Origin of the sequence: Janthinobacterium rivuli (genome assembly GCF_009208735.1) — a bacterium.
Lineage (GTDB): Bacteria > Pseudomonadota > Gammaproteobacteria > Burkholderiales > Burkholderiaceae_D > Janthinobacterium.
Map to the genome: position 1 here is coordinate 22,943 of NZ_WFLJ01000013.1, position 24,364 is coordinate 47,306.

Annotated in this window: 23 protein-coding genes; 7 read left to right on the forward strand and 16 right to left on the reverse strand. The window is 56.4% G+C overall.

Going from position 1 to position 24,364, the window contains the following annotated elements; translation table 11 throughout:
• Nucleotides 1-18: 18 nt before the first annotated feature.
• The 9 genes from GCN78_RS18145 to GCN78_RS18185 all read right to left on the reverse strand — a co-directional run bounded on the left by GCN78_RS18145 (nucleotide 19) and on the right by GCN78_RS18185 (nucleotide 10,831).
• Complete coding sequence (locus GCN78_RS18145; protein ID WP_152252938.1) at nucleotides 19-3,168, reverse strand: error-prone DNA polymerase; 3,150 nt, start codon at nucleotides 3,166-3,168, stop codon at nucleotides 19-21.
• Between the two features lie 2 nt (nucleotides 3,169-3,170).
• Nucleotides 3,171-4,556: a Y-family DNA polymerase gene (locus GCN78_RS18150; protein ID WP_319633140.1), complete on the reverse strand. Its 1,386-nt coding sequence runs from the start codon at nucleotides 4,554-4,556 to the stop codon at nucleotides 3,171-3,173.
• Nucleotides 4,557-4,572: 16 nt separating this feature from the next.
• Nucleotides 4,573-5,262 (reverse strand): translesion DNA synthesis-associated protein ImuA, encoded by a 690-nt coding sequence (gene imuA / locus GCN78_RS18155; RefSeq protein ID WP_226939701.1) that lies wholly within the window; start codon nucleotides 5,260-5,262, stop codon nucleotides 4,573-4,575.
• Nucleotides 5,263-5,704: 442 nt separating this feature from the next.
• Nucleotides 5,705-5,995: a hypothetical protein gene (locus tag GCN78_RS18160; RefSeq protein ID WP_152252941.1), complete on the reverse strand. Its 291-nt coding sequence runs from the start codon at nucleotides 5,993-5,995 to the stop codon at nucleotides 5,705-5,707.
• A gap of 128 nt (nucleotides 5,996-6,123) precedes the next feature.
• Complete coding sequence (locus GCN78_RS29905) at nucleotides 6,124-6,246, reverse strand: hypothetical protein (RefSeq protein WP_264372691.1); 123 nt, start codon at nucleotides 6,244-6,246, stop codon at nucleotides 6,124-6,126.
• 42 nt (nucleotides 6,247-6,288) lie between these two features.
• Nucleotides 6,289-6,729, reverse strand: a complete 441-nt coding sequence (locus GCN78_RS18165) for a tetratricopeptide repeat protein (RefSeq protein ID WP_152252942.1) — start codon at nucleotides 6,727-6,729, stop codon at nucleotides 6,289-6,291.
• A 330-nt stretch (nucleotides 6,730-7,059) separates the two neighbouring features.
• Complete coding sequence (locus GCN78_RS18170; protein WP_152252943.1) at nucleotides 7,060-7,455, reverse strand: hypothetical protein; 396 nt, start codon at nucleotides 7,453-7,455, stop codon at nucleotides 7,060-7,062.
• A gap of 938 nt (nucleotides 7,456-8,393) precedes the next feature.
• The gene (locus GCN78_RS18175; protein ID WP_226939702.1) at nucleotides 8,394-8,939 is read right to left on the reverse strand and encodes a PD-(D/E)XK nuclease family protein; all 546 of its coding nucleotides are present in this window, start codon (nucleotides 8,937-8,939) and stop codon (nucleotides 8,394-8,396) included.
• Nucleotides 8,940-9,682: 743 nt separating this feature from the next.
• Nucleotides 9,683-10,831 (reverse strand): PRTRC system protein D, encoded by a 1,149-nt coding sequence (locus GCN78_RS18185; RefSeq protein WP_226939703.1) that lies wholly within the window; start codon nucleotides 10,829-10,831, stop codon nucleotides 9,683-9,685.
• 1,109 nt (nucleotides 10,832-11,940) lie between these two features.
• On the opposite strand from GCN78_RS18185, the gene GCN78_RS18190 reads away from it, so the two are divergent.
• The 3 genes from GCN78_RS18190 to GCN78_RS18200 are packed head-to-tail and all read left to right on the forward strand — an operon-like array spanning nucleotide 11,941 to nucleotide 14,074.
• Nucleotides 11,941-13,020: an integrase domain-containing protein gene (locus tag GCN78_RS18190; RefSeq protein ID WP_152252946.1), complete on the forward strand. Its 1,080-nt coding sequence runs from the start codon at nucleotides 11,941-11,943 to the stop codon at nucleotides 13,018-13,020.
• Complete coding sequence (locus GCN78_RS18195; RefSeq protein WP_152252947.1) at nucleotides 13,017-13,724, forward strand: restriction endonuclease; 708 nt, start codon at nucleotides 13,017-13,019, stop codon at nucleotides 13,722-13,724. Before GCN78_RS18190 ends, GCN78_RS18195 begins: the two co-directional genes overlap by 4 nt.
• On the forward strand, nucleotides 13,715-14,074 hold the full coding sequence (locus tag GCN78_RS18200; protein WP_152252948.1) for a hypothetical protein: 360 nt from the start codon (nucleotides 13,715-13,717) through the stop codon (nucleotides 14,072-14,074). The genes GCN78_RS18195 and GCN78_RS18200 overlap by 10 nt, the downstream gene beginning before the upstream one ends.
• Nucleotides 14,075-14,487: 413 nt before the next feature.
• Here the strand turns inward: GCN78_RS18200 and GCN78_RS18205 are convergent, their stop codons facing one another.
• The 5 genes from GCN78_RS18205 to GCN78_RS18220 form a co-directional block, all read right to left on the reverse strand.
• Nucleotides 14,488-15,171, reverse strand: coding sequence for a hypothetical protein (locus GCN78_RS18205; protein WP_152252949.1), 684 nt, complete (start codon nucleotides 15,169-15,171; stop codon nucleotides 14,488-14,490).
• A 72-nt stretch (nucleotides 15,172-15,243) separates the two neighbouring features.
• Nucleotides 15,244-16,488, reverse strand: coding sequence for a PIN domain-containing protein (locus GCN78_RS18210; protein WP_152252950.1), 1,245 nt, complete (start codon nucleotides 16,486-16,488; stop codon nucleotides 15,244-15,246).
• Nucleotides 16,489-16,515: 27 nt separating this feature from the next.
• A complete protein-coding gene (locus GCN78_RS29390; protein WP_193316777.1) occupies nucleotides 16,516-16,689 on the reverse strand; it encodes a hypothetical protein in 174 nt (57 codons plus the stop codon).
• Nucleotides 16,690-16,723: 34 nt separating this feature from the next.
• Nucleotides 16,724-17,539, reverse strand: coding sequence for a ubiquinol-cytochrome C chaperone family protein (locus GCN78_RS18215; RefSeq protein ID WP_152252951.1), 816 nt, complete (start codon nucleotides 17,537-17,539; stop codon nucleotides 16,724-16,726).
• Nucleotides 17,540-17,552: 13 nt separating this feature from the next.
• On the reverse strand, nucleotides 17,553-18,179 hold the full coding sequence (locus GCN78_RS18220) for a helix-turn-helix domain-containing protein (RefSeq protein ID WP_152252952.1): 627 nt from the start codon (nucleotides 18,177-18,179) through the stop codon (nucleotides 17,553-17,555).
• A 135-nt stretch (nucleotides 18,180-18,314) separates the two neighbouring features.
• Here GCN78_RS18220 and GCN78_RS18225 point away from each other — a divergent pair, with 135 nt between their 5' ends.
• Together GCN78_RS18225 and GCN78_RS18230 are read left to right on the forward strand one after the other, a co-directional pair.
• Nucleotides 18,315-18,575, forward strand: a complete 261-nt coding sequence (locus GCN78_RS18225; RefSeq protein WP_152252953.1) for a hypothetical protein — start codon at nucleotides 18,315-18,317, stop codon at nucleotides 18,573-18,575.
• Nucleotides 18,576-19,689: 1,114 nt separating this feature from the next.
• Nucleotides 19,690-20,229 carry a hypothetical protein gene (locus tag GCN78_RS18230; protein ID WP_152252954.1) on the forward strand — a complete coding sequence of 180 codons (540 nt, stop codon included), beginning with the start codon at nucleotides 19,690-19,692 and terminating at the stop codon, nucleotides 20,227-20,229.
• 50 nt (nucleotides 20,230-20,279) lie between these two features.
• On the opposite strand, the gene GCN78_RS18235 is transcribed toward GCN78_RS18230, so the two are convergent.
• Nucleotides 20,280-20,549 (reverse strand): hypothetical protein, encoded by a 270-nt coding sequence (locus tag GCN78_RS18235; RefSeq protein WP_226939704.1) that lies wholly within the window; start codon nucleotides 20,547-20,549, stop codon nucleotides 20,280-20,282.
• Between the two features lie 437 nt (nucleotides 20,550-20,986).
• On the opposite strand from GCN78_RS18235, the gene GCN78_RS18240 reads away from it, so the two are divergent.
• Nucleotides 20,987-21,319, forward strand: coding sequence for a hypothetical protein (locus GCN78_RS18240; RefSeq protein WP_152252955.1), 333 nt, complete (start codon nucleotides 20,987-20,989; stop codon nucleotides 21,317-21,319).
• Complete coding sequence (locus tag GCN78_RS18245) at nucleotides 21,294-21,698, forward strand: hypothetical protein (protein ID WP_152252956.1); 405 nt, start codon at nucleotides 21,294-21,296, stop codon at nucleotides 21,696-21,698. Before GCN78_RS18240 ends, GCN78_RS18245 begins: the two co-directional genes overlap by 26 nt.
• A 150-nt stretch (nucleotides 21,699-21,848) precedes the next feature.
• On the opposite strand, the gene GCN78_RS18250 is transcribed toward GCN78_RS18245, so the two are convergent.
• Nucleotides 21,849-24,266, reverse strand: a complete 2,418-nt coding sequence (locus GCN78_RS18250) for a sbcc family protein (protein WP_152252957.1) — start codon at nucleotides 24,264-24,266, stop codon at nucleotides 21,849-21,851.
• Between the last annotated feature and the right edge of the window lie 98 nt (nucleotides 24,267-24,364).

Here is a 24,364-nt window from a genome sequence, read left to right on the forward strand (position 1 = left end):
AGTGGGCCGGATGCTTCTCTAATGAAAATTCCTGCTCTTCGTGTCAAGCTGTCCAAGCAGATGCGAGCAATCGACGAGCCGCTTGGCAATCAGGTTGCGCACACCGCTCTTCGATTGCCAGATTCCGTACACCCCCAGGAGTGAGGCATTCATCAGTTCCGCGCGTTGCTTTTCCACCAGCGTGGGCCAGACAATAATATTGATGGTGCCAAATTCGTCTTCCAGGGTGAGGAAGATCACCCCCTTGGCCGTTTCCGGTCGCTGTCTTACCGTGACGATGCCGCAGCCCCTGGCCAGCTGGCCATCGCTGAAGGTGTTCAGGATATCCGACGGCACAAAGCGCATTTTATTGAGGCGCTCGCGCAGGAGAGCGAGTGGATGACGGCCCAGCGTCAGGCCGACATGACGGTAGTCCGCCAAGATGTCATCGGCTTCCGTCGGTGGCGCCAGCTCCAGCACGGGTTCGGCAATGGTCGTCGCGCGCATCAAATCCCGCTCCGGCACGCTCGCCGCGGCATCCCACATGGCCATGCGCCGGTTGCCTGTCAGCGTTACCAGGGCATTGGCCGATGCCAGCGCCTTCATATCCCCCGCATCGAGTTGCGCGCGCATGGCAACATCGCGTGTATTCTTAAATGGTGCTGCAGCGCGGGCTTCCTCAATCCGCCAGGCCGCCTCTTTCACCATCCCGTTGATATTATTTAAACCAAGGCGTACCGCCAGTTTGCCGTCCGCCATTGGCTCCAGGGATGCTTCCCATCCGCTCGTACAGACATCGACGGGTCTTACCTTGACGTCATGCCGGCGCGCATCTTGCACCAGCGAGGAGCGGCTGTAAAAACCCATGGGCTGGCTGTTGAGCAGGGCGGCCAGGAACTCGGCAGGATGATGGCACTTGAGCCAGCTGCTGGCATAGGCCAGCAGGGCAAAGCTATGCGCATGGGATTCCGGAAAACCATATTCGGCAAAGCCGCGTATCTGGCCAACAATCGACGTGGCAAACTCGGTGCTGTAGCCGCGCTCGGCCATGCCGCTCATGAGCTGGTCTTCGAACTGTTCCAGGCCCCCCTTTCTTTTCCATGCAGCCATGGCGCGGCGCAGGCGGTCGGCTTCACCGGCCGTAAAACCGGCTGCTGTCATGGCGATCGACATGACCTGCTCCTGAAAGATGGGCACCCCGAGCGTGCGCCGCAGCACGGCTTCGATCTCGGGACTCGGATATGTCACTGCTTCCAGGCCCTGGCGCCGGCGCAGGTACGGATTGATCATGCCGCCCTGGATGGGCCCTGGCCGGATGATCGCCACCTCGATGACGAGGTCATAGAACTCGCGCGGCTGCATGCGCGGCAGCATCGACATCTGCGCCCGCGATTCGATCTGAAACACGCCGACGGTGTCCGCTTGAGAGATCATCTGGTAGGTGGCGGCATCCTCATGGGGAATATCGCCCAGTTCAAAACGCTCTCCACGCTGCTCCGAGATCAACGTCAGGGTGCGGGCGATGCACGACAGCATGCCGAGCGCCAAGATGTCGATTTTTAGGAGGCCCAGTTCATCGATGTCATCCTTGTCCCATTGAATCACGGTACGCTCCGGCATGGCCGCGTTTTCAATCGGCACCAGGCGGGAGAGGGGGCCGCGCGAAATGACGAAACCGCCCGGATGTTGGGAAAGATGACGCGGAAAACGCATCAGGCGCTCGGCAATCGCCGCCCATTTCTCGGCGATGGGGGAGTGCGGATCGAGTCCACAGGTAATAAGGCGCTGCTGCAGGTCGGCCCGCCCACCCCAGCTATGCGAGGCCTTGGCCACCTTGTCGACCACGGATAAATCCACGCCCAGCGCGCGCCCCACATCGCGCAAGACACTGCGCGGACGGTAGGAAATGATGACAGCGGTCAGGGCGGCCCGCATGCGGCCATACTTGCGATAGATGTATTGAATCACCTCCTCGCGGCGCTGGTGCTCGAAGTCGACATCGATGTCGGGCGGCTCATCGCGCTCGCGCGAGATAAAGCGCTCGAAGAGCAGGGTGCCGCGCGAGGGATCGACTTCGGTGATGCCGAGGCAGTAGCACACAGCCGAATTCGCGGCCGATCCGCGCCCCTGGCAGAGGATTTTTTGCGAGCGGGCGAAGCGCACGATGTCGAATACCGTCAAAAAATAAGGTTCATATTGCATGTCGCCGATCAGTTCCAGCTCATATTCCAGCTGGGCCTGCACGTTGTCCGGAATGGCGTGCGGGTAGCGCCAGTGTGCCCCGATATACGCCTGCTCGCGCAGGTAGCTGGCCGGGGTCTGTCCCTCTGGCACAATCTCGCCTGGATATTCATAGCGCAGCTCATCGAGCGAAAAAGTGCAGCGCTGGGCCACCCGAAGGGTTTCATCCAGGGCTTCGCGCGGATACAGATTGCCCAGCCGTAGACGCGAGCGCAGATGCGCTTCGGCATTCGACGCCAGCTGATAGCCGCACTGCGCCACCGGCGTATTCAGACGAATCGCGGTCATGGTGTCCTGGATGATTTTCATCGAGCGCAGATGCATGACGACGTCGCCGGTGGCCACCACCGGCAGGCTGAATTCGGCGCCGATGGCTTCGACCATCGCGCGGTGCCGGTCATCTTGGGCACGGTGGTGCAACGTCAAAGCGACGCGCGCGCGGCCCGGTGCGCTGCGCACCAGCCATTCGGCTTGCCGCTCGATCTCTTCATAGGGGGCGTTATATTTGGGGCACAGGATGAGCTGGCAGCCCGGCAGCCCTTTTAAGTGGGCGAGATGGGCGGTGGGGTTGGCGATGTCGCGCGGCCACACCAGGTAACTTCCCTTGTCGGCGCGCGTGCGCGCAGCGGTAATGAGTTCGCTCAGGTTGCCGTAGCCGTCGCGATCCATGGCCAGGACCAGCACAGTGAAGGGCGGGGTGCCGTCCTCCGGTGTCACCCTCATCTGGCTGCCAATGATGAGATGAATGTTCCACTCCCGCGCGGCCACATGCGCCTTGACCACGCCGGCCAGGGAACATTCGTCGGCCATGGCGACGGCCTGGTAGCCCAGCTGCGCCGCGCGCGCCACCAATTGATCGGGCGGAGAGGCGCCGTGCAGAAAGGAGTAATGACTCATGCACTGCAGCTCGGCATAGTCCGGCAGGGTGGAAACTGGCGGCTGGTCCATGATCAGCCGAACATCCCGTGCAGATACCAGCGGCCGTCAACGACGCGCTCCAGGTAGATCCAGTAGCAGGTCGCATCGCTTCCTTGCGCGATGTAATAGTCGCGGGCCGCGATTTGATCGTTCCACCAGCCGGCCTCAATGCGTTCCGGCCCCTTGAGCATTTTTAGGGGGGAACCATAGAAGGGACGTTCGCCGCGCAGCAGCAGCGGGATGGGTTTAGGTAGCAGCCAGAACGGGCGCTCAAAAGCCTCGTCCTCGGAGCTGGCCGCCTTGTGTTTTCCGGTGGCGGCAGCCCAGGCATTGCTTTCCTCCGGCCGATGGTCGTGATGCTCGACAGGGCAGAGGACGTTGTCGCTGCCAAGACGGGCACTGAGTAATTCCAGCAGACGTTTGTAGTCGGCTGGGTTGCCGCCTGGTTCTGGAAACAGATCTTGCGTCGGTGGCGCCATCGCGGTCAGCAGGCGCGCTTCCAGGCGCAGGGCGATGACCGGGGCAACCAGTTCCGTGCGCGCCAGGCGCTCCTTCAGTAGCCGAATCAGATGTTCATCGCGCCAGGTCGGCTCTGCCAATCCGATCTCGATCGGCGTGGGCGGGATCGCAGTCTTGCCGCGCTCGTGCTCCAGCAGCAGAACAAAAACACTCACGGCCTGCTGACGCGCGACCAGCCATCCGACAAATTGCTGTAGCAGGCCAGTGGCGCCGTCCAGCAGGGCATCGGCGTGTTCGATCCGGTCAAATGTTTCGATGCGCGCCGAAAACACCTCGGGAATAGCGATCCATTCAAACAGTTCAGGAGCAAGCCCATAGGCACGGTCGAGCTCATCGAGCACTTGCTTGTTCATCCTGCGTTGAATGCCAGGGCGGGGCAGGCGCCGTAGCGCCGCCAGATGATCTGCCCCAATGTCTGTTAGCCATTCGAGGTGGTTCGCCGTGCTGGGCAGATAGGCGCAGGGCATGCGGTCGAGCTGGCGCTCCAGAGAGCGCATGTGCACCGTGCGCCGCAAAATGATCTGGCGTTTTGCCGGCTGCCAGCGCGACAGCAGCCAGGCCCCCATGGCCGTCGGCGCCGTGCCGAGCTGCGAGGTCACCCCAAGGGCTTGCAGGGCAGCGCGAATGCGCCGGCTGATGGCGGCTCGCCCGTTAAATAGGCGCAAGCTGGCGGTCACATCCAGCAGCAGGCTGAAGTCGCCGGCATGCGCCACTTCCGGGGTGAACTGGAGGAGGGCGAGCGCGACGGCATTGCTCATGATCAGTTCGCGCTCAAGGCTGCGCTCTAGGATGACGGTATCCGGCGAGACAGCCGCCACGCCGCCAAGGCGCATACCGATACGTATCCCTTCGGCATAGGCATGCTGCGAGACCGCAATGATGCGGCCCTTCTCGACCACCGCATAGGGCCCCGGTTCACACCAGCGCGGCCTGAGGCATTCGAGAGGCAACAGTGGGAGGTGTACGCTGAACCAGAACCGCATTTTGATCGTCCAAAAATCGTTGACGTGCCGGCATGTCAGCCAGCGGAATAAAGAGTGGCGCCTCATGATGTGGGCCACGCCGTTTAATGATGTGAGTGGAAATGCCACCTGCGGCGGGGCGCAAAGCCAGGCGCAATGGCGCCGGTGAGGCATCGGCCGCTGCGCTCATCGGCCGGACCAGCCAGAAGAACGTTTCGGTTGTCTGCGCCGCCAGATTGAGGCGCCGCAATGCTTCGTCGCGGATATTCGTCTGCCACAACAATACCGCACCGCAACTGCCATTGCGCAGGATCTGCTCGGTGGACCAGAGAGCATCGGCGGTGCTGGGCGCACGTATCCAGAGCAGGTTTGGGCAGCTCAGGTCCATGAATTTGCAGGCGGCGGAGTTGGGCAAGTACGGCGGCTGCACCAGGGCGATCCGGCGATGTTGCGACAGTTGTGCCAGCATTGGCCGCAATAAGTGCATTTCCCCGATACCTGCTTGCTGAACTAGCAACTCCGTGAAGGTCGATAGTGGCCAACCGTTGCCAGGAAGCTCACGATCCAAGATGCTATGACCGGTAGTAACCGTGCTGGTTGTTCCTCGGCTCAATTCACTTGCGCGCCAGACGTCACGCAGCATGGGGCTGTTAGCCAATGCGGTAGAGCTGGTGCGTTGAAGGGAAGGTGAAAGCATGGCGTCTGGCTAGAGGTTGTTGATCGTTCTCAAAACTACTGTACATAAACACAGTATATGCTGAGGGCGTCAAAAACTGCAAGGTCCATGAATTTCTTGAATTGTTAAAACTAACAGTTGCGATGGCACGAAGGAGCCTAGATGGCCCGCCGATGTCCAAGCAGCTTTTTCTTGAGCGCGCGAGGTTCTCTGTAGGGCAGGGGTGGTCAGCCCCGATTTTGTCGTTGGATCAAACAGCTACGAGATCGCATATCAGGTGCTTCGCAGGACACCCAGGCCGCTTTGACGATCCATCAAGTTCTCATTGGCCAAGAACCAGGGACCTAGCAGCCGGTGGCTATTTGCGTGGTGATTCAGAGTACCGGTACTCGCTAGATCCGATATTCAGTCATCTTGCGTTAGAAGCACTAGCAGTCAATAACGCATCAACAACTTTATCCTTCGATGTGAAGCCTAGGCCGACAAGCCCTTGACGATCGCGTCCAAAAATCTTCGTATCATCTTCTCCCTTGCCGAACCACCGCCACCTCATTTCTTGGCGCAAAGGCTGGGAGAGCTTGCTGACGATAACGCGGGACTGTTCACGCCATACCTCTCCCACAATCTTGTCGTCGATTTCGACTTGCTGATGTGCGAACCGTGTGCTTCCCTTTACGGGCTTGAATCTGATGATAGACATTCCAATTTCCTTGGGACGGATGTTCTGCACAGTAGACGCGCTCGATCCATGTCATTCTCAACGATGGTATGGAACTGATCTGGCGGAAGTTCATCGATCATGGCTGCATCCCACATCGCGCCGATTTACTATTTCAAAAACTTCTCGTCGAACGCTTTTTGCCTTTGTTTCTCCACATGCTTGTCGTATCTGTCCATCGCCAACAATCCTGCGATACTCGCGAGCAGGATGACGACGACGATCATGATCATGATCATGATCATTTTACGCATTTGGCACCTCGATACAGTCCACTATGTTTGTTGGCTGGCCAGCCCGGCATCCCGAAGTTTCTGAAAAAAGATGTGCCCATCCTCTTCCTCGGTAAAGATCTCCTCACCGTCGAGCATGTACGCCTTGAGCAACTCCGCGATGCCAGCCTCTTCATTTTTCAAGGCCAGTTCCGCCTGCCCGAGGCGATAATGCACAAACGGGTTCTCTTGGCCGTCAGGACCATTCAGCGCATCGAACAATACTTCGCGCGCCGCAGAAAAATCAGCAAGATGGTATAGCGCATCTCCAATCGAGGCTTTCAGCCAGGTGTACGCTTCCCATTCAGCCTGCGGTGCAGGGAGCAGTTCAAGGGCCTGCGTCCATCTCTCCGCTGCTTGGGTGAATTCGCCTTGATCGGCCAAGTCATTGCCCATTTCTGATAGCAAATCGATCTGCTTGCTTACATTGGAAGGTAAGTCCATGCATTTTTCCGTTTGCTGCGTGTTCTCTATAAAACGCCAGATATTTGGGATCTTCATCTAAAAAATATATACCTTGGACATCGTAAACGAGCATTGGAAGTGTTCAAACGCCCGGTCCGGGTCACCGAGTTCACAATACGCGATCCCTTGGAGAAAGTCAGGACCTGGATCAAGGTCAGATACCGGTAAATTTTTGAGTTCATTGATCCATCGCAGTGCGATTGAACGCTTGTCAGAAAGAATGGTTAGTAATATTGCATCACGCACAAGCGATACGTTGTCATGACATGCCGCACGTGGAAGAGGGATCAATTGCCATGCTGTCGTGCCTTACATTTTAAAGGGGGCCATTCCTGGAAAAACGCTGTCCCAATAACCTTCTACAAAAGCCGTCATGGTTCTTGCGTTGTCATCGCCAGTCTGAAATCCTGTCAAAGAGATGCCAAGCACTGGAAAAGCGATAGAGCCGGAGCCAGCCTTGGCCGTCGAATCCCGCGCCAAGAGGTTCTGAATAACCTGAACAGGGGGATGTTCGAAGAAATGGATTCCATCGAGCATCACATTGGATGCGCGGTGCCCGAATCCGACCTCACAAAGCTGATCAGTGTCTCGTCGGATATGTGCCAGGAGAGAATAGGGCGGACAGTGTATTTTTACAATGTCTGGATCGGAATTATTTGTTCGCTCAACATGCCCTAGTACTTGAATGACCTGCTGTTGGTTCATCCCAAAAAAATCGGCCCCACATTTCTGTAAATTTCAATATTGAATTCCATGCTTCCCTCTATGGTAGGAGACGGTTTTTTTCCAGACATTTGAAATATTCCAGCATTTCAAGCAACGCCTCATTGTACTTTCGGGCCGTCGCGATACGGAAAGTGTAGGGGCAGCTGCCGCTCACCTTGCATATCGTTGGCAATGAGAGCCGCCAGAGCGATGGGCTCGCCGTCAAAGAAGTTCATGATTCTTCCGTCGCCTTTGTATTGCCAGATATTTTAGCGGCAATCATTGTAAATGTTATTGCGAAGTATCAATTTTTATATGGAAGACGTTTTATATGGCGTATTGAATATTTTTTGTCATCATGGTGCGATACCTTTTAAAATATTTCAGGGAAATTCATTGGGGTGTTGTTCAGGAAATTAAGTCTTCGCTGAATAGGTGGGGTATTGTGACATCGCAATTGAATTCATTGATGCTAATATTTTTTGAGAATTTTGGAACTCTTCTGAAGTGCCTATGTCTAAAAGGGATTCATGAAAATTAGAGAAATTTAGATTGTTAAGAGAGTTGCATTTATACCGGCGAGATTTTTTTTAAACTATGTATTTATTGAGTGAAACTTATAGGAGGTCACGATGAAGACGTTTGTATCCGTCCTGGTTTTTTTGTTTATTGTTTTTGTCGGGACTGCAGCGTGGGTGTGGCATGCAGTCACTTTTCCATATTTCGGGAGGCATTGGTTCCTTACTTTCCTCATGTGGGTATTTACGATGTGGGGGTTCGCGTATCCAGCTTGGCTAGTAATGTGTGACAACATAAAAAAGCGATGAGTATCGTATGCACAGTAATATGATTAGGTTTAGGAGGGTGTTAAAATGTAATTTTCAAAAAATTTGTCTATTGTTATTTTGTGGCGTAACGAAGTTTTATGTTGGTTGTTGCTATTTCAAGTTTTCGCATTCCTGTATGTATTCGCAATGATGACAGTGGGATGCTGATTCCGAAAAACAAGCGGATGAAGCGTCGGATAATATTCTTAAGCGCCGGAGATAGAGCGCTTTGATTTGATCAATTCCTAACAAGAAAACCTTGATCGCTTTGCGGCCTGATTTGTCGGGGCGCTCCACAACGACAAATCCATAATTGTTCACCTTGGCTCCGTTTGCCAATTCCAGAATCATCTTTTGGACTGAGAGTTCGATCACGTCGGACATGAAAACACGCTCCACACGTCGAATTTTGTATTCCATCAATGTGAGTCTTCCTTTGTGGCGATAGACTCGATCAACACGCGCGATCAGTTTAATGGGGGAGTCAAGCGTAAAGGTTTGTTCTGCGTAAGCCAGGCTGGCGTATCGTAGTTCCTCCGGGAACCAGCACGGTCGCGTTCGAGACATCGCATGTCTTCTTACTCCCCGTACCAGACAGAGCAGCAGAAGTACCCCACCTATATGCAAAAGCGCCGATAGAAAAGTCGACATGCTCATCTTTTTTCGGTGGTACGAGATACAAGGTGAAGACGCCGACGACGCCTCGTCTCCACTTTTTTCCGTCGCGACCGGTACAGTCGATCGCATAATTTTACAAACCTTGCTCGGACAGATTGCGCTACTTGGCAGTTCGTCTTATGCATCCCCGCTAGCCATCTTGGTAGCATCCTGTATAACCATTTTGGGCGTTTGGTCGTTCGTTGCGATGATGCGTTGGCTTGGATGGACGACTGTTCTCGCAAACTTGTGGCCCCTAACGGCACGGCATTCACCTCCAACGTTTCGATGAAGAATTTCACGTGCTGCAGCTCTCCATAGGCTCGTGCCTGTTCGCGCGTGGGCGAACAGCGTGGGCCAAACCTGTCGGCCAGAACGATCTTGCGTTCGCAGTACCCCATTTCGGCCAGTTGGCTAGCACTGAGTCGAGGTAGCTCTTCGTTTTCCATGTTCGACTCCTATTCGCTTCTTGACGGGCCAAAAAGCTCCATCGATGCCAAGGCGACGACGGCATCCTGCCCCGGCGTGTTTGGTCCAGTACTTGGCTTGGTAATCCACTGCGCCTCCATGACTGATGTGGTTTGTCCGCATTGCTGTACTACCAGTCCGGCATAGGCCAGTGTGCGTAGGCGATTCACGCGGCGTGGCCCTTTTGGGAACTTGACGAGATCGTCATACAGGGGAGGGTTGTCCGCGCGTTCCAGTTCTACGCTTAAGCGGATGGTAAGAGGTGTGCCCATGGTTTAAGGCGCCATGTTTAGCCGGTCGGTCCCATCTGTCCGAGCTGATGAAGTATCGGCCTGCTTGGCTAGCTCCGTGCCGGCATACTGAAAACCTTTAACGTTGGCAAAGATCGGATCCTTCAGTTCCTGCAGCTCGTGATGCGGGAATGCGGTTTTCAATGCTTTGCGATAGAAGAAGGCGCCACCGCCGACCAGAATAATATTTTTGATGTCGGCAGCGTCGCCCACGTAGTGCAGCATTTCGGCGACAGCCTGCTCCGGGATCTTCTGCGCGAGTGGCAGGTGTTGAGCAATGTCGTATTCTTTTTGAAAGATGACCGGCTTTTTTCCCGTTCGCAGCGCCAAATCGATCGCGTCGTATTCGCGGTAGTGAGAGCCGGTGGCTCGGCTGATGCCTTCGATGATCGTGTGGAGCACATCAAACATGCCACGCGGTACCGAATGGCTGCGCTTGTCAATTTGCTGCATGCCTTGCGTCACAAGCCAGTCAAACGTCCGCCGACCCGGATCGATGATCAGATTGCGTTCCTTGCGCATCTGAGCAAGGCGCCCATGGGTCAGCCCGCAGTACATCAGGGCCCCGGATGGCTGCGCAATTGCTTTGACGCGCGCGATCGTGATTTTTCTGCCTTCCGCCAGGATGTGTTCACCGGTCACGCGGCGCTCCAACGCCGCCACCTGTTTCTTGAGCTTATACGTGGCCACCGGGAGACCAAGTACCAGTAGATCGATCCGGTCGAGACGCATGTAATGCAGTGCACCCAGTAACAAAGCCAGATATTCAGGCGTTGCACTGTAGCTGTCATGCTGCAATACATTGGCATTGAAGATGTCGGAGGCCAGGTGAGCATCCGGCCCGACCTCATAGTTCAGATCGTCGACCGGAACGCAGACGGTCCGACGTTTCATTCCCCAGGCCTCCTGCTCATAGACCGTTTCACATGGGTGGGCCTGCGACGGGAACATCGCGCAGCGCACATCACCATCGCTGACCCCTGCAATGAATTTGGTATTTCCCCGGCCAATGTCCACGGCTCGCACGATGGGTTCCACTTCGTCCTCCTGATTGCTGCAAGTGATCAACAGTAATAGTGGGGTGGTACATATTCCATGGGAAAAGCCCTGCTTTTTTAGCAGAATTTGTAGCAAGTACGATTCCAGACGTGCTGGGGACCGACTGGAGTCGCGCTGTGGCGCGGCTATAGTGGTACATGCTGGCAGGAGATCGCATCGCATCTGCGCTGGAATTGCGCCGCACCGCGGACGTATTTTGATTGCGCATCTGTGTACCTGGCTCAGTCCGTTCCCATGTTCAAAACCATTTACAATCAGAGGAATGGCCGCGCGGCGTTCTTCATAGGGAGAAATCCTCGCCAGATGCGATTACCAAATAAATTCGACCTCAATCACAAATTTTCAGTGCCGAAAATCGGCTTGACATTCGAAAAAACTGATCATATTCTGTGACGACTGTCTGGACCCACTTCCAGGAACATCGCGTTCCGAATGTGGCGCTGGCAAGCGTGGTATGCCGTTGCAGTCGTAACCTGTCTATCGAAGCGAAGTTAATCGGCCGCGCCCTGCGGTCGAATTGAGTGGTATGTCAGTGAAGAAGTATGTCGGGCTGCCCCTGCGGGGGTAACTGCTCGCGCGTGATTTCTCGTCAAGAGACGCTTGTCAAATCGGAGAGGGCCTTGCGGCGCTCCGTCGCTAATTTACGATCCTGGTAGTGTCGATGTATCGCCTGCGGCCGCGAACCGCAGGAGAGTGATTTATCACCTATTCAATCTTCCTGCTGTACGAAGAGCCTATCGCGGTGCCTTGTTGTGACGTTGCCGAAGAAGCTTCGATCAACCTGGTTAGTGCGCAATCACGAAGCGGCCTGGTGGTAGGGCTGAGGGGATGACCGTGAGGGAAGAGGGGGCAAGGTCCTGGTTCAATTGAGAGTGGCCGGGGCACCTAAATGTCTTTGTGGCGCAAGCGCCGCACTGCTCGCGCAAGACGCGGGGACTAACACAGAAGGAGAAATTCGCTGGTTATTCGCATGAGCATTTTTAAGACACCGCGCCTTCGGGCAAATAGAGAATCCGCCATCGACGCTGAGATAGGGGCAGCGCGTTGGAATAGATAGAACATATCTCCCTCGTCGGCGCAGCAGGCCAGGCGCCGATGCCAGTTGAAGGCCACACCGGGGGCATGCGCGCCAGACAGTGCAGCATGCCAATTCGACAATCCTTGAGTATCAGGAGGGAGAAGTCATGTCTCATAACACGCAATGGAGGGAGCAGCTTGACGCGTTGCTGGACGCATTTAATGAACGGCATGCCAGCGTAGGAAAAGGGGTTTCGCATAGCACCAGGGAGGCGCGCAGCCAGGGCTTGTACCGGATATTCGCGTTACTGCGCAAATTGGGATTCAAGCCAGTACCTGAAAACCTGGCGGAGCGGCATGTGCGCGCGTTGATGGCGTATTGGACGGCGCAGCCGTTACCGGCGGATGTGTTGCTTGATATACCGATGACGATACCGCGCCGTGCATATCCCTGCAGCGCAGCTTACATTCAACAGCAAATGAGCTTTATCCGAGTCTTCGCCAGCTGGATTGGCAAGCCGGGACTGGTGCGCAGCGCGGTCAGCTATGTGAGCGAGCCGCGTCTGGTGCGCCGATCATATGGTGCGCTCATCGACAAGGGGTGGGAAAGCCACGGTCTTGCTGTCGATGAGGTCATCGCAGCCGTCGATGCGGTTGACAGCCACGTGGGAGGGCAGCTGGCGATGATGATTGCCTTTGGCCTGCGCCGCAAGGAGGCTGTGATGTTCTGCCCGCGCGCCGCCGAGATACCGGCGTATGCCTTGCCGGTGCAGCATCCTCGATCCGATCATTACATCAGTTTCTTGCGCATCAAGCGCGGGACGAAGGGCGGCCGGCTGCGCTATGCGGCAGTGCGCACGCCTCAGCAGCGGCAAGCACTGGCGCGGGCGCATTGTCTCGCCCGGCAGGACTGGGGGCATATCGGACATCCTGGGCTGTCCTTGAAACAGTCGCTGGACCTGTTTTCGAATGTGGTGCGTTCAGTCGGACTGACCAAGAATGACCTAGGTGTTACGCCACATGGGTTGCGGCACCAGTTCGCCGGTGATCTGTACTTTGATATCACGCAGGTGCAGCCGCCGGTACGGGGCGGTGAGCTGTTAATCGATCGTGAGGTCATGGCGGATGCCTATCGGCAGGTGGCCGAACAGCTGGGCCATCATCGAAGGCAGATCAGCAATGCATATCTGGGTTCGCCGGCGGGCCGGCGCAGTGACGAAGTGAAATTAATGGGAGCGGCATCATGAAACGGGGACATTGGCAGCGTTGGTCGTCGGGAGATTCGCGTACGCGGTGGGTCAAGCGCGCAGTGGCCGGCGATGATGGCGGTGAGAGCGTCAAGTATAGAAAACCTGGCGCCGTCCGCGCTCCGCGTCCACCGCGCGAGCGCTATGAAACCGTTCTGGCCCGTTCGCGCGGCGTGAGCGGCGTGCTGGTTCGATGTGCTTCGCAGTTGTTCAATGCGATGCGCATGCGCCGGCTGCCTGACCATCGCAGGCGTATTGGTCAATCGCGCGCGGTGTTGCGGGCTGTGCGGCAGTTCCGGGGGGACGGATATGCGGCGCGGTGCCTGGCCTATCTGCGTAACGTGGATCCGCTGGTGTTCGAAGAGGTCGTTCTCTCGGCCCTGGAAGACGCCGGGCTATTTGTGCTGCGCAACCCGAGGTACTCTGGGGATGGTGGGATTGACGGCAAGGTGTGGCTGCCTGGGTATGGCTGGTGCGCGGTGCAGTCGAAGCGCTACGGCGGCCATGTGAATCACCACCACGTGGCGGCCTTCGGTGAGGCCATTTGTCATCATGGTTTTGGGGCGGGGCTGTTCCTGCATACCGGACGCAGCGGCGCGGCCGTGTATCCCCACCTGACCACAAGCAAAGTGGTGCTGGTCAGCGGAGCTAGCCTCGTACAACTGGTGCTGGGAAGGTCCGCAGGGGAGGTCGTATGGAACTGAATGCGAAGAGCCGGCAGTTGCTGCGAGCATGCCGGACGGCCGGATCAACCTATACGGTCATCGAGAAAAGCGGGCGCAAGGGCATCGAAATGGCCGATGCCCGCTCCGCTGCGCAAGTTTATTTTGATGCACCAATGGAGGGGCGGCCGTTTGTTATATGCAACTTTAGTCACACATCGTGCGTGATTGCTGACACGCGGCGCGTCTCGCGATGTGGTCGTCTGGAAAAGCATGTGATCGTTTCGTGTGACGATGGGGGAGAATTCATGCGCTGTTTTAATCAATTGGTTCATGAGCGTTACCAGAGACTGGGAGCGACACATGACGATCTATTTCCGCAAGGACATTGAATTTACAGTACCGGTCGATGGTGCCAGCAGCGATACGCACATGAATGTTGAACGGTTAATTTTTTATGTTCTTTTATGAAAAAGGCGACCATGAAATAACCCATACCAAGCTAAAATTGGCCAGCTAGGTTGATTTCATGCTCAATGATACGCAGGTTGAATTTGTGTGTAAGGGGAGGGCTTAGCCTGGTGCACTCGATTTTCATGAATACGGTCGGCCAAAGCAAGGACACGATGAGGCAGGGATTAGTGATCGTCGGCCGCAATGGCATCTAAGTTGCACCCTGGCAATCTGCGCATTCCGCTCAAAAAGGCAGGCGCCTTTGTCGTTCGTCTTCCTGCCCCACTGCTAGAAGAAAAACCCTTGAAGTATCGATTTTTTCTTTCGGCTTGATGACACCGGTACCGTTGCGTCAATCCAGGTCGTCGTCCAGCAGAAAAAAATCTCGTGCGGATTTGCCGACATATTGCGACATGGCGTAGCCAGCCGAGCTGGCCAGGACGACACCTACCCCGAACGGAATGGCCTTGAGCGTGGCCGATTTGGTGAAGGTGATGCCGACCTTGCTAAACAGTTGCTTGATGAAGACCAACGCGGTACCTTTCAGATACTGGTCGACCATTTTGACGCCAGCCCGCGACGCAATCTTTGTCCCACCTGCCACACCTGCTTTCTCAAGACTTCCGCACAAGGCGATGATGAACGACATGTGCTTGGCATCTTCGTTGGCCAGGTTGTCCTTCAGCGCCATCGCAAGGCACATCGTCATATCAATCTGAAACTTCATGCTCAAGGAAACGTCTGCGAGTCCGCCACCCACCATGCTGATCGCTGTGCCGACACCTGGTATGACACCAGCAAGTGAGGTAGCCCCGCCCGATGTCGCTGCCAGTTTCGCGTAACGCTTGATGATTTTGTTAGCGACCAGCTTTTTGATCTTGTCGTCGCTGGCGTCAGCATGTTTGGCCCGCGCCTGGATTTCGTACTGGCACACGATTGCGCGTGCATCCTCGGGCGTGATGGCAATCGTCTCGACGACTTTCATGATGGTCGAACCCGCCGCTTTGCTGTCTTTTTCTGCCTTGCCTTGTGCCATACATTGTTCCGTTTCTATCGTGATTATTGGGCCATCGTTACCACCGCGCCACCTGACGCAGCGGCTGGTCGACTATGGCGCTGGTTTCAGGGAAAGGTGGATATCCAGGGCATGCAGGAACAGCCGTTCCGATGTCAGGTGTGGCGTGAGCAGGCGGTCCCGGAGCCAGTCGTATTGCATCATGTGGTCACGGAAGCGATCGCCACTGATGACATAAGAGTGAGGATCGAGGTCAACGGTTGCCAGGATGCTTTCGTCGGCCTTTTCGCCCGGCGCTGCAATGTGGACATCATCTGTCCATGGTGCAAAACGCCGGCGCAGTTCTGCCGGTGTCTTGCGCAACAAATTGGGCGCACCATGGTCGAAGTACACAATCACTTTTTTGTCCTTGGCGACCAGTTCCGGCACCAAAGCGTCGAGGGCCGATAGTCCGAGCAGGCTCCTCTCGCCGTTCGACTTGTTTGCATACAGAAGATTGCTGCCATCGATGACCAGCGTTTGCACGTTCATGCTGTGCCGGCGCGCCACCAGTTCGAGGCGCTCCTTTACCTTCGCCATCGTCGCGCGCACGCCCTTCAATTTTCTCTCACGCATCGCGGCAGCAGCACGCGGCTTTGCGTTGCCAAGCATCCGGTCGCATTGCTCGTGAATGACACGGCGTGCCCTGCCATCGCTTTCCCTGCTCAGGGCCTCGTCAAATGCGTTGGCCTGACCGATCTGATGAATCAGACTAGTTTCTTCCTGATCGAGCTGATACAACTGCGCCAGCATCGGCGCCAGATCCGCTGCCACCTTCTGCTCCTTGACTGTCAAATCCGCGATCACGCTCATCAAATGCGCCTGCTCTGCCGGAATCAGCGCGAGCTTGGCCTGCGCCTGCAATGGATCGAAGGACCGGTAGCGCACCAGTTCCCGCTCTTGCTCCCGTATTTTCTGGACAGTGCTTTCCTGCACTAATGCGAGACGGTCTGCGGTTGCCACGAGCTGACCCCGCTGGTTCACCGCCTCATCATGCATGCGCACCGCGACTTTTCGCTCAGTTGACAACAGGTGCCAGATCGACGGAATGGCTTGCTTGAGCTGCGTGATGTTGAGGTCGTGTTCGCTCAGCGTCGTACGCGATGCCTGCAGCGAGATGCCGACACCAGTCAGTACTCGTTTGTCGCACTGCAGGCTAGCGTGTAACGCGTCGGGGGAGGCGGCCTCGTACCAGGCAAGCGTAGAATGCGCGTAATCGTATTCGGTCGTATTGCGTGCGAATTGCGCGCTGGCTGCCGCCAGGGGCATCGTGAATGGGTTGTAATTAGAATGTTCCATGATGTTTTTGATTCAGTTGACCGCTGATCAGCGGCTGGCTCCTACGTTGATATTGCCTTGCACGTCGCTGGCTGCACGCTGCGCCTTGCGGCGAACATAAAGGCCATACACTTGGCCGGAGATGACAACGATGGCGCCTGCCGCAAAGGCGATCGCATGCGCTGCCAGGTGATCGAGTGGTGAATTGAGTTGGTTCGACATGTCTGTTCCAGGTCAGGTGAATGAAAGGGGAGCGTTAGTTGACGGCGCCGGTAGGCTGACCGCATGCGCTACAGAATTTCGCGTTTGATGCCAGCGTCGCACCGCAGCGGTTACACGCGTGGCCCAGTGCCAGTGGTTTGTTGCGCATGTATGCCAGTTGGATCACGCATGGCACCGTCACACGGTATGCGGGACTGGCCAGATCATAGACCGTCCACATGCCGGCAATAGCCCACCCGAGCGGCCCGAGTACGGCGGCCACGCCTCGTCCGGTCGCGCCGGATGCGCTAAAGATCAGGCCCCGGCCAAGCAGGGCCTTGACGGAAGCATCGGCAACCATGGCGCCCAGCTGATAGCGCAGAGCAGCGGAGGCGAGAATCGCGGCGGTCATTCCGGCCAGGCCGGCAGCGCCCATCGGCATCCCGGATTGACCAAAGTCTTTCAGTACGTCTTCGCGCTCCGCAGCCGACATTTTTTCCATCGACTGCACCAGCAAGCGGGTGAGGATGGCGGTTTCGATCCGGCCGCAATCATCCGTCTTGCGGAATTCCGCCTTGAGGTGTTCCGCGACATCGCACAGCACCTCCTTGTAGCTCACGCCCGCTCCGCCGCGGAACAGATTCATGAGGGAATTGCCGCCAAATCGCTGCAGTTCCTCAGCGATGTATGCGCGGGACGCCTGCGGAAAGTCGTTTTTGGTACGGGCTTGGTGCAGGACGTTGCAGACCTCGCTCGACAGGGAAATGCGGCCCGTGCCCTTGTCTGTAATGTAGTCGGCCAGAATGCCCAGGTCGTCGTTGGCGGCGTCGGACAATAACTGGTTCAGGTCGGGATCGGTAATTAGTGGCATGGCAACTCCTCGGTCAAGTAATATTGTTCAGGTAACGGGATTTGTCGTTGTTTGCATACGCTGCGGCCAGAAGCGTCAGGGGCTTTAGCATGTCGGCATCCGACCCGGCGGCTTGCACCAGGGCCGCGGTGACGAGCGTGGCGCGGCGAAACGCCTCGTTTTGTCGTTCAAGCCGGGCCACTTCGGGGCTGTCGTCTGCATCGGCAAACTTGGGAACTGGCAGCGGATAGACATCGGCGTCGCGCAGGATCTGCAGCGCGGCCTGCGGACCACGCAGCCCATTGCCAAAGTCTCGTTTCGCGGCGGCATGATGCATGTCCCCCGTCGCCATGTCGGAAAACGTGCTCAGCAACGTGCGCCATTCACGTGGGCCCATCAACAGAAAAGCCACAGGAATGTGCAGTTCATTTGCCAGACGGCACAGCGTACGTAGGTCGGGGTTGGCATCGCCATCGGCGCATGCCTTCAGAAGATCGTTCAGCGTGCTGCGGGCGATGCCAGTAGCGCGCTGCACGGCGACCTGCTTGAGGCGTGTGGGATTGCCATCCTCGTTCTCCGGGCCGGCGACCTTAAGTGCGTTGATGAGATTTGTTAGCAATACCTGACTGACATTGCGCTCGGGTAGATAAGTCGTTTGCATATTGCTCTTTTCCAATAAGATGAACGCAGCTTATCGATTGAGAAACACCTATTCAAGATGTTTTGTAGCGTAGTCACTACGATATTGGAAGAACTGTAGTTCCTGCGCTACATTTTTAGGTGGTCGTGGGTATTCATGTATCGCTATGCAGAGAGTCGAAAAAAAGATGTGGATCGAGGTGCCGAAACACCGGAACTGGCAGCATTCCTAGTGCAAAAATACGGTTATGGTTCTGCTGATAGAGCAAGCCTCGCGGCCAATCTTCTTGAGTGCCCAAAACCGGACCTGATGAGGGATTTGGACCAGGTAGCTACGAGCATTGACCCCGATTGGCGGACTAATCAACAACGTCGCTTTGATGCAAGGCCCGCTGCACTTGATTTTTCTGGCAAATGAGTCGGTGTGTATCAGTCAGCTAAAATTCGGCGAACTTGTCGCTTCCGCTTGCTTGAAGATTTCACTGTTTTGTACAAAATGAGAATGCTTTCTGTGAGAATCGCTCTCACATTGCTCCTGCATCATCCATCGCGGATGTCTTGCAGGATCTTGCCACTCGCGTGGTGAGCGTTGCGGTCGTTACCCGTCATTCATCGGTCGAGTAGGACTTCGACACGTTGCTTCGGCAACCGATCTTCGCCTGGCCACTTACCAGGCTGATTTGCGCAAGCAGAGGATCGTTTGCGTCATGGAAGTACCGTCTTTTAGATACTTCTCAGGTTAGGCCCCTGTTCTCAGGAATGGTGGGCCTTTTTCGCTTGCCTATCGGCTTTTGACGATAGCCAGGCATATCTACTCGTGTATGGGGCATCGCGGTCCCATACGGGACCATGGTGCCTTCTTTTTTTGGAGAGCTATCATGTCCCAACGACAATTTTTACAGGATCAGCAATACCCGCTTTGCGTATTGCTCGGCGGTACCGGATTGCATGAGGTGGACGGGGAGGTAGATGTCCGGTGTGCATTACTGCTCCCGCGCTCAGGTAGTCCCATGCTGCCGCACGCTTCAAATGACGCGCTGCAGTTCTATCGGTCTCATCTTGGCAGTGGGCTTCAGTACCAGAGGTCGAGCATAGGCGCGGTGTTTGCTCGTGTTGTCCGTCTCACGACTGAGTTCTGGTTGCGGCGATCTTGGCTGACGCGGCTGATTGCCCAGTTTCATTCATCGTATGGACCTAGGGCTTGCTAAGGAGCTCAACATGGTAACCAGGGTATTTGGAAAGGGCGTCGAACCTGGTGGGATGGACCTCGACGATGAGCGCTTTGAGGCGGAGTGTCCGGCATGTTCGCATGAACGCGCCAGGTACCACAGCTGGGAAAGTGCCGAATCTGGCGCGATCAATCAACACTGGAGCATTGATTGCCCCGCATGCGGTTATTCGTTACCAGATGAGTGGGAGTGCTAAACAGATTGTCTCGCTTGCTTTTTATTGGGGCGAGGCGTGTGTCGATGAGGGAGCACCAGCATCCAATGGGATGCCGGCGTTCCCTTTTGTTTTTGGTGGAGGACATCATGCAAAACGATGGAGAGATGAGGGCCGGAAAGCGTCGGCGCTCCTTGGTCGAAGTTGAAGAAGAACGGGTTTGGGCGAGTCTATATCGGCGCGCGGCAGATCCGATAATTGCCGCGGAGTTGGTGGCACATCTGGAGAAGAGCGGTGAATTGCGATTACAGCATAGTGGCCTGTATCTGCGCTGCAGACATGTACTTCGAAGTGAAAAAGCGCGTCAGGTACGCCTGCGCAAGATTGGCGCTGGTATCCGTTGGACTGCTCATGTGGTGATCGGCGTTCCCCTCGGCATGGTGGGAAGGCTATTCAGAATGATGGGAGCGATCGTGATGGTCTGTTTGCCGGAGCGCGAGGACAGGGCTGCCGCTCAGGTACGCAGGCTGACATCTGCGGACGCTAGTCAGGTGGATGTCGGCAAAGGGTTATCGCCGGCAGAGATTGCTCGTCCATTGCATGACCAGGCTGCGACTAAACCTGGGCAACAGGCGGGTATCGATGCGTCTCAGCGGCCGACAAGGCGCACTGGCGGCAGGGCGCGTTGATTGGCGATCGAGTTAGGCGTGGCGGCGTCGACGTCGCGCCTCAAACAAGTCTATCGGTGAAGCATGACGCTGGCCGATGTGCGGCACGATGCCACCGTCTCGTCGATGAGCCTATGCAGTAACCGCGTCTCGTCAGCCCGACCCTGTAGATGCTGTTTGCATTGTTCGATGTAGGCGTCGAGATCGGCGAGCCTTTTGATACCCACTGGTTCGAAGCCGGTGACGTAGCGCAGGCGCTCGACGTCTCTCGACGTCAGTCGGATATGTACGCCAAGTTGCAACATGTTTTTGCCAATGGTGGCCCTCATCAGATCCGTCATCCAGCACAGATCGTTTTCCGTATATGCATCCGTTGCTCAGGATAGGCATCCATCGAGCAGATTTCAAGTCGCCAGCATGGATAAGGCTGGCATGGTCCAGGGTCGTGCAGTGTGCAGGCATCCATTGCCCAGGATTATTCAATTCCCTCAAGTATGGAGGACATCATGAAACATCAATATTCACACTGGAAGAGGAGTGGGGCAACACGCGCCAACGCAGCTGGAGAGGTCGATCCGCTCATTGAGCAGTTAGAGGCGTTGTCTCCGGGTACACGCGTTGTGACCCGGGACGGCGCGCAGTTTATTCGAACAAACAGGACGTGCATTTGCTTTTGCGACCTGACGACCGGACACCTGTGCTCAGCAAAGGATCTTTGCTATGCACATGGAGGTTCGATGGACGGTGACGTGGGGCATTTGCACTAAGGAGCATTGTCATGAACGAAGTGATCAATATAACGATTGGTTTGATTTATTACGAGTATTGCCGCGCGCTGGACATCCGTGACGATGAACGGCGGCGGCACGAGCTGATGAGCGTGATGTTATATCGCGCTGAGGAGATGGGGTATGACGACTATAAGCGCGGCATTGAGCAAGTACCGCGCTTGTTTAATAGGGAGGTCGGCTTGCGGGATGCCTGGCTGATGGGTTTTGCGCACGCAGCGATACGCGACAGTGTTGAACAGTTGATGGAATTGCGCAGGAAGCGTCAGCAGGACCCTGCCGAAACGGTTGAACACCATGGAGGCGATGATGGACGGTGCTGATGAGGTACACGGCCTGGCCGTAGTTCAGCAATATATCGAAGCAACTGAAAAGTGGCGACCCGGTAGCGGCGAGCTTGTGCACCTGGAAGCATTTCGGGCAGCTCTGCACTTAGGCTACGAAGACTACTTCGACGGAAGGGAGGAAATGCCGCTGGTGTTTCTATTCAATGAGTCGCTGCAGGAACTGTGGCTGGAAGGTAATCGTCTCGCCAAGACGGCAGCCGAAATGCGCTTGTGTCGTGCTCACGGTGCCTGGAGATGTTCATGTGCTCAAAGGGTTGATGGGGTTTGTTGGAGAAATGGGCGACGTCAATGCATCGTGAGCGAAAGGCAAAGCAGGGCGGCCAGCCTTGTTGCGCTTGGTGAAGGCCGTGCTTAATGCCTGTCTGGAAACAGTTAGCGCCTCTACCAGAGGCGCTTTTTTTTGCGAGTGGGGTGATCGCGTCGCAATTGAGCATTTCAGTCACTGAGCGCTGGCCCGGCGCAGGTGAACCTGGCACAGGGACTTACTCCCACCCTGTGGTTCACTTCACATGAGGTTGAGCGTAGCGTCAGCCAAATCACATAATTCCGGCGTATGGGAAATAAAAAACTCTTGTTGATAGCCACCCAGTTGCATGACCTGACGCTTCATCGCCAGGAACATGCGTTTGTGCTCGGCATCAAAAGCTCCGTCGGCCTCGTCCGAGAAAAGCGTCTCGCTGCGTCGGTTACTTGACTGGGCCAGGTACAAGGCCATGGCCCGCGTGAGGCATTCGTTGATCCAGACGCGTTCACCCCCGCTCATTTTGGATACGCTCTTGGCGAAGCCGGTATGGGCGTCGTGGACGATGATGTCAAACCCTTCCTTGGATTGCCCTTTATTCGAGTCGAGCAGCGTGCGAATGGATACCGTAAAGCGTGGCCCATAGCACGCCATCAATAAATCGTTGGTGAGCATCGACAGGGCGGGGCCCGCGTCGTCAATGGCCAATGCGATCACGCCGTCATTGCCCAGGCATGTGGCGAACAAAGACCAGGTTGCAGTTTGTTCTTCAATATGAGCAATGCGGGCATCCAGGGCGGTTAGCGTTTGACGTTGACCCAGTAGCTGGCGTTGAAGCTCAGTCAGGCGGTGCTGGCGCCCGATCGCTTCGTGCAGTTGTGCTTCGCACGCCGCGAGCTTGTCCGTGCAGTGAGCGATTTCCTGATGAGCATGCGCGAGACGAGTCGGATCGAACGGCACAGGAAGCGCGGAGAGTTGCTGTTCAATACGCTCGCGTTCCACGCGCGCATCCTGTGTGGCCCGGGCGCGCTCACCTGCAATGGCTGCCAGTTCCCTGTCGATGCGTACTTTTTCCTGCTTTTCGGTATCCGTTTCATGGTCGGCCGCCTGTGCGAACAGGGGAATGCGGCGGGCGATATCGTCGATGCTGGCGCGTGCCTGCTCGATCTCGCCGGTGCGTGCGGCAAGCTGCTGATTGACTGAGCATTTAGCCCGAGTTCTATCCAGGCGGTGTAGCGCGCGCGCCAAGCGCTCTGCCGTGTTCGGCAGTGTTGCGATTTGCGCGTCCAGTTGCGATAGCAGCTCGGTTTGTTGGTGCCGCGTTTGTTCCAGGCGCCGCAGGGACAGTTCGTACTGCGGAATGATGGGGCGGGCTGCGCGGGCGTGTTCAAGAAGCTGGCATTGTCCTTGTAGTTCGGTTCCCGCGCACGGAACGAGTGAGGTGAGCGAGAGGCGCTGGTGCAATGCTCTGGTTTGACATACCGTTTCACCGATTTCCCTGTTGATCGCATCGATCTTTTGCATGGCGAGCGCACGCTGGGAGGCTGCTTCGGTATGCCGATCATGCAACTGACGGCAGGCTGCGGCATGATTGCTGCGGCATTCCAGGAGGCGGGTCAGGATCGACAGTCGCCGAGTTGCCTGGGCCACGCGCCAGTGATCGGCGGTTAGCAACAGCAGCCTCGCGTGCCTGCTGGTTAGCGCCTGATATTCCTGTGCATGCGCCTGCCGCCGTTGCAGGATCCGTTGTGCCAATGCCTGGCCTACCTCAATGAGGTCGTGTTCGCGCTCGTCCATCCGCTGATTGACCGTCCGCACGCGATCGCGTAGCTGCTGGAGCGTTTGTTGGAGCTGCTGGCGCTGGTTCAGGTAGGTTGCGTCAACGGCTTGTTCGGCTTTGATGTTCGCCAGGGTATTTTTTTGGGCATCCAGCGCTTCCAGGGCTGTCTTCCTGCAGCGCTGTAGCGCCTCCAGCGCGTCGTCCGGCGTGGTGAATTGCCGTGAAAGCGCGTGATTGTCATCGATCTGTCGCTGTAGCAGCCGCCGTTCCTGCTGTAAGCCAGAAAGCCCGTAGCGCAGCAGCTTGGCCGTCTCCGCAGCCTGTAGACCCTTGGTACGCACGCGCTCCAGTCCGAGCAGGTCACTCAATAGTATTTTGATTTCCGCATTGCGGTAGTGAGCCAGTTGGCGCCTGTTCTGCGCCGAAAATGCCGTGGTAAAGAAAGTGGCGGCCGGACCGACGATGTCCTCGACGCAGCGTTGATACGACTCCATTCGACCATCGGAAAGGGTACCGTCTGGCAGTTGCACGGGCTGCCAAGTGCCAGCGCAGAGCTGATGAAGGTAGGCCTCGCTCCTGCGCTTGCCGTTGAGGCGAATGATGATCTGGGTGCGGTATCTTTGTTTCCCCATTTCCCACACGAGTTCCTTGCGGTTGACCGGCAAATATACCTCGTCATAGTAGGAAAAGCTGCCAAGGCCGTCAGCCCCTGCCTTGGACGGCATGGTTGCATAGGGAGTCATGTTGTCTAAAACGGTCGTTTTGCCTCGTCCATTAGGGCCGACGATGGCCACCAGCTGGGCGCCGGCTGTCATACGCTCGAAGTCGAGCGTCAATGTTTCTTTGTTCATCCCGTCGCGAATGCCGATGAAGCCCGTCAAGGTGAGGGAAAGAGGGCGCATGGTGATCTCTCCTGTTCAGAGTGTTTTCTGATGTTTAGTATGAAGCGGAGCATGCGCACCTCAAGGCTGCACAGGCCCGTTTCGCGAAGCATTGCCTC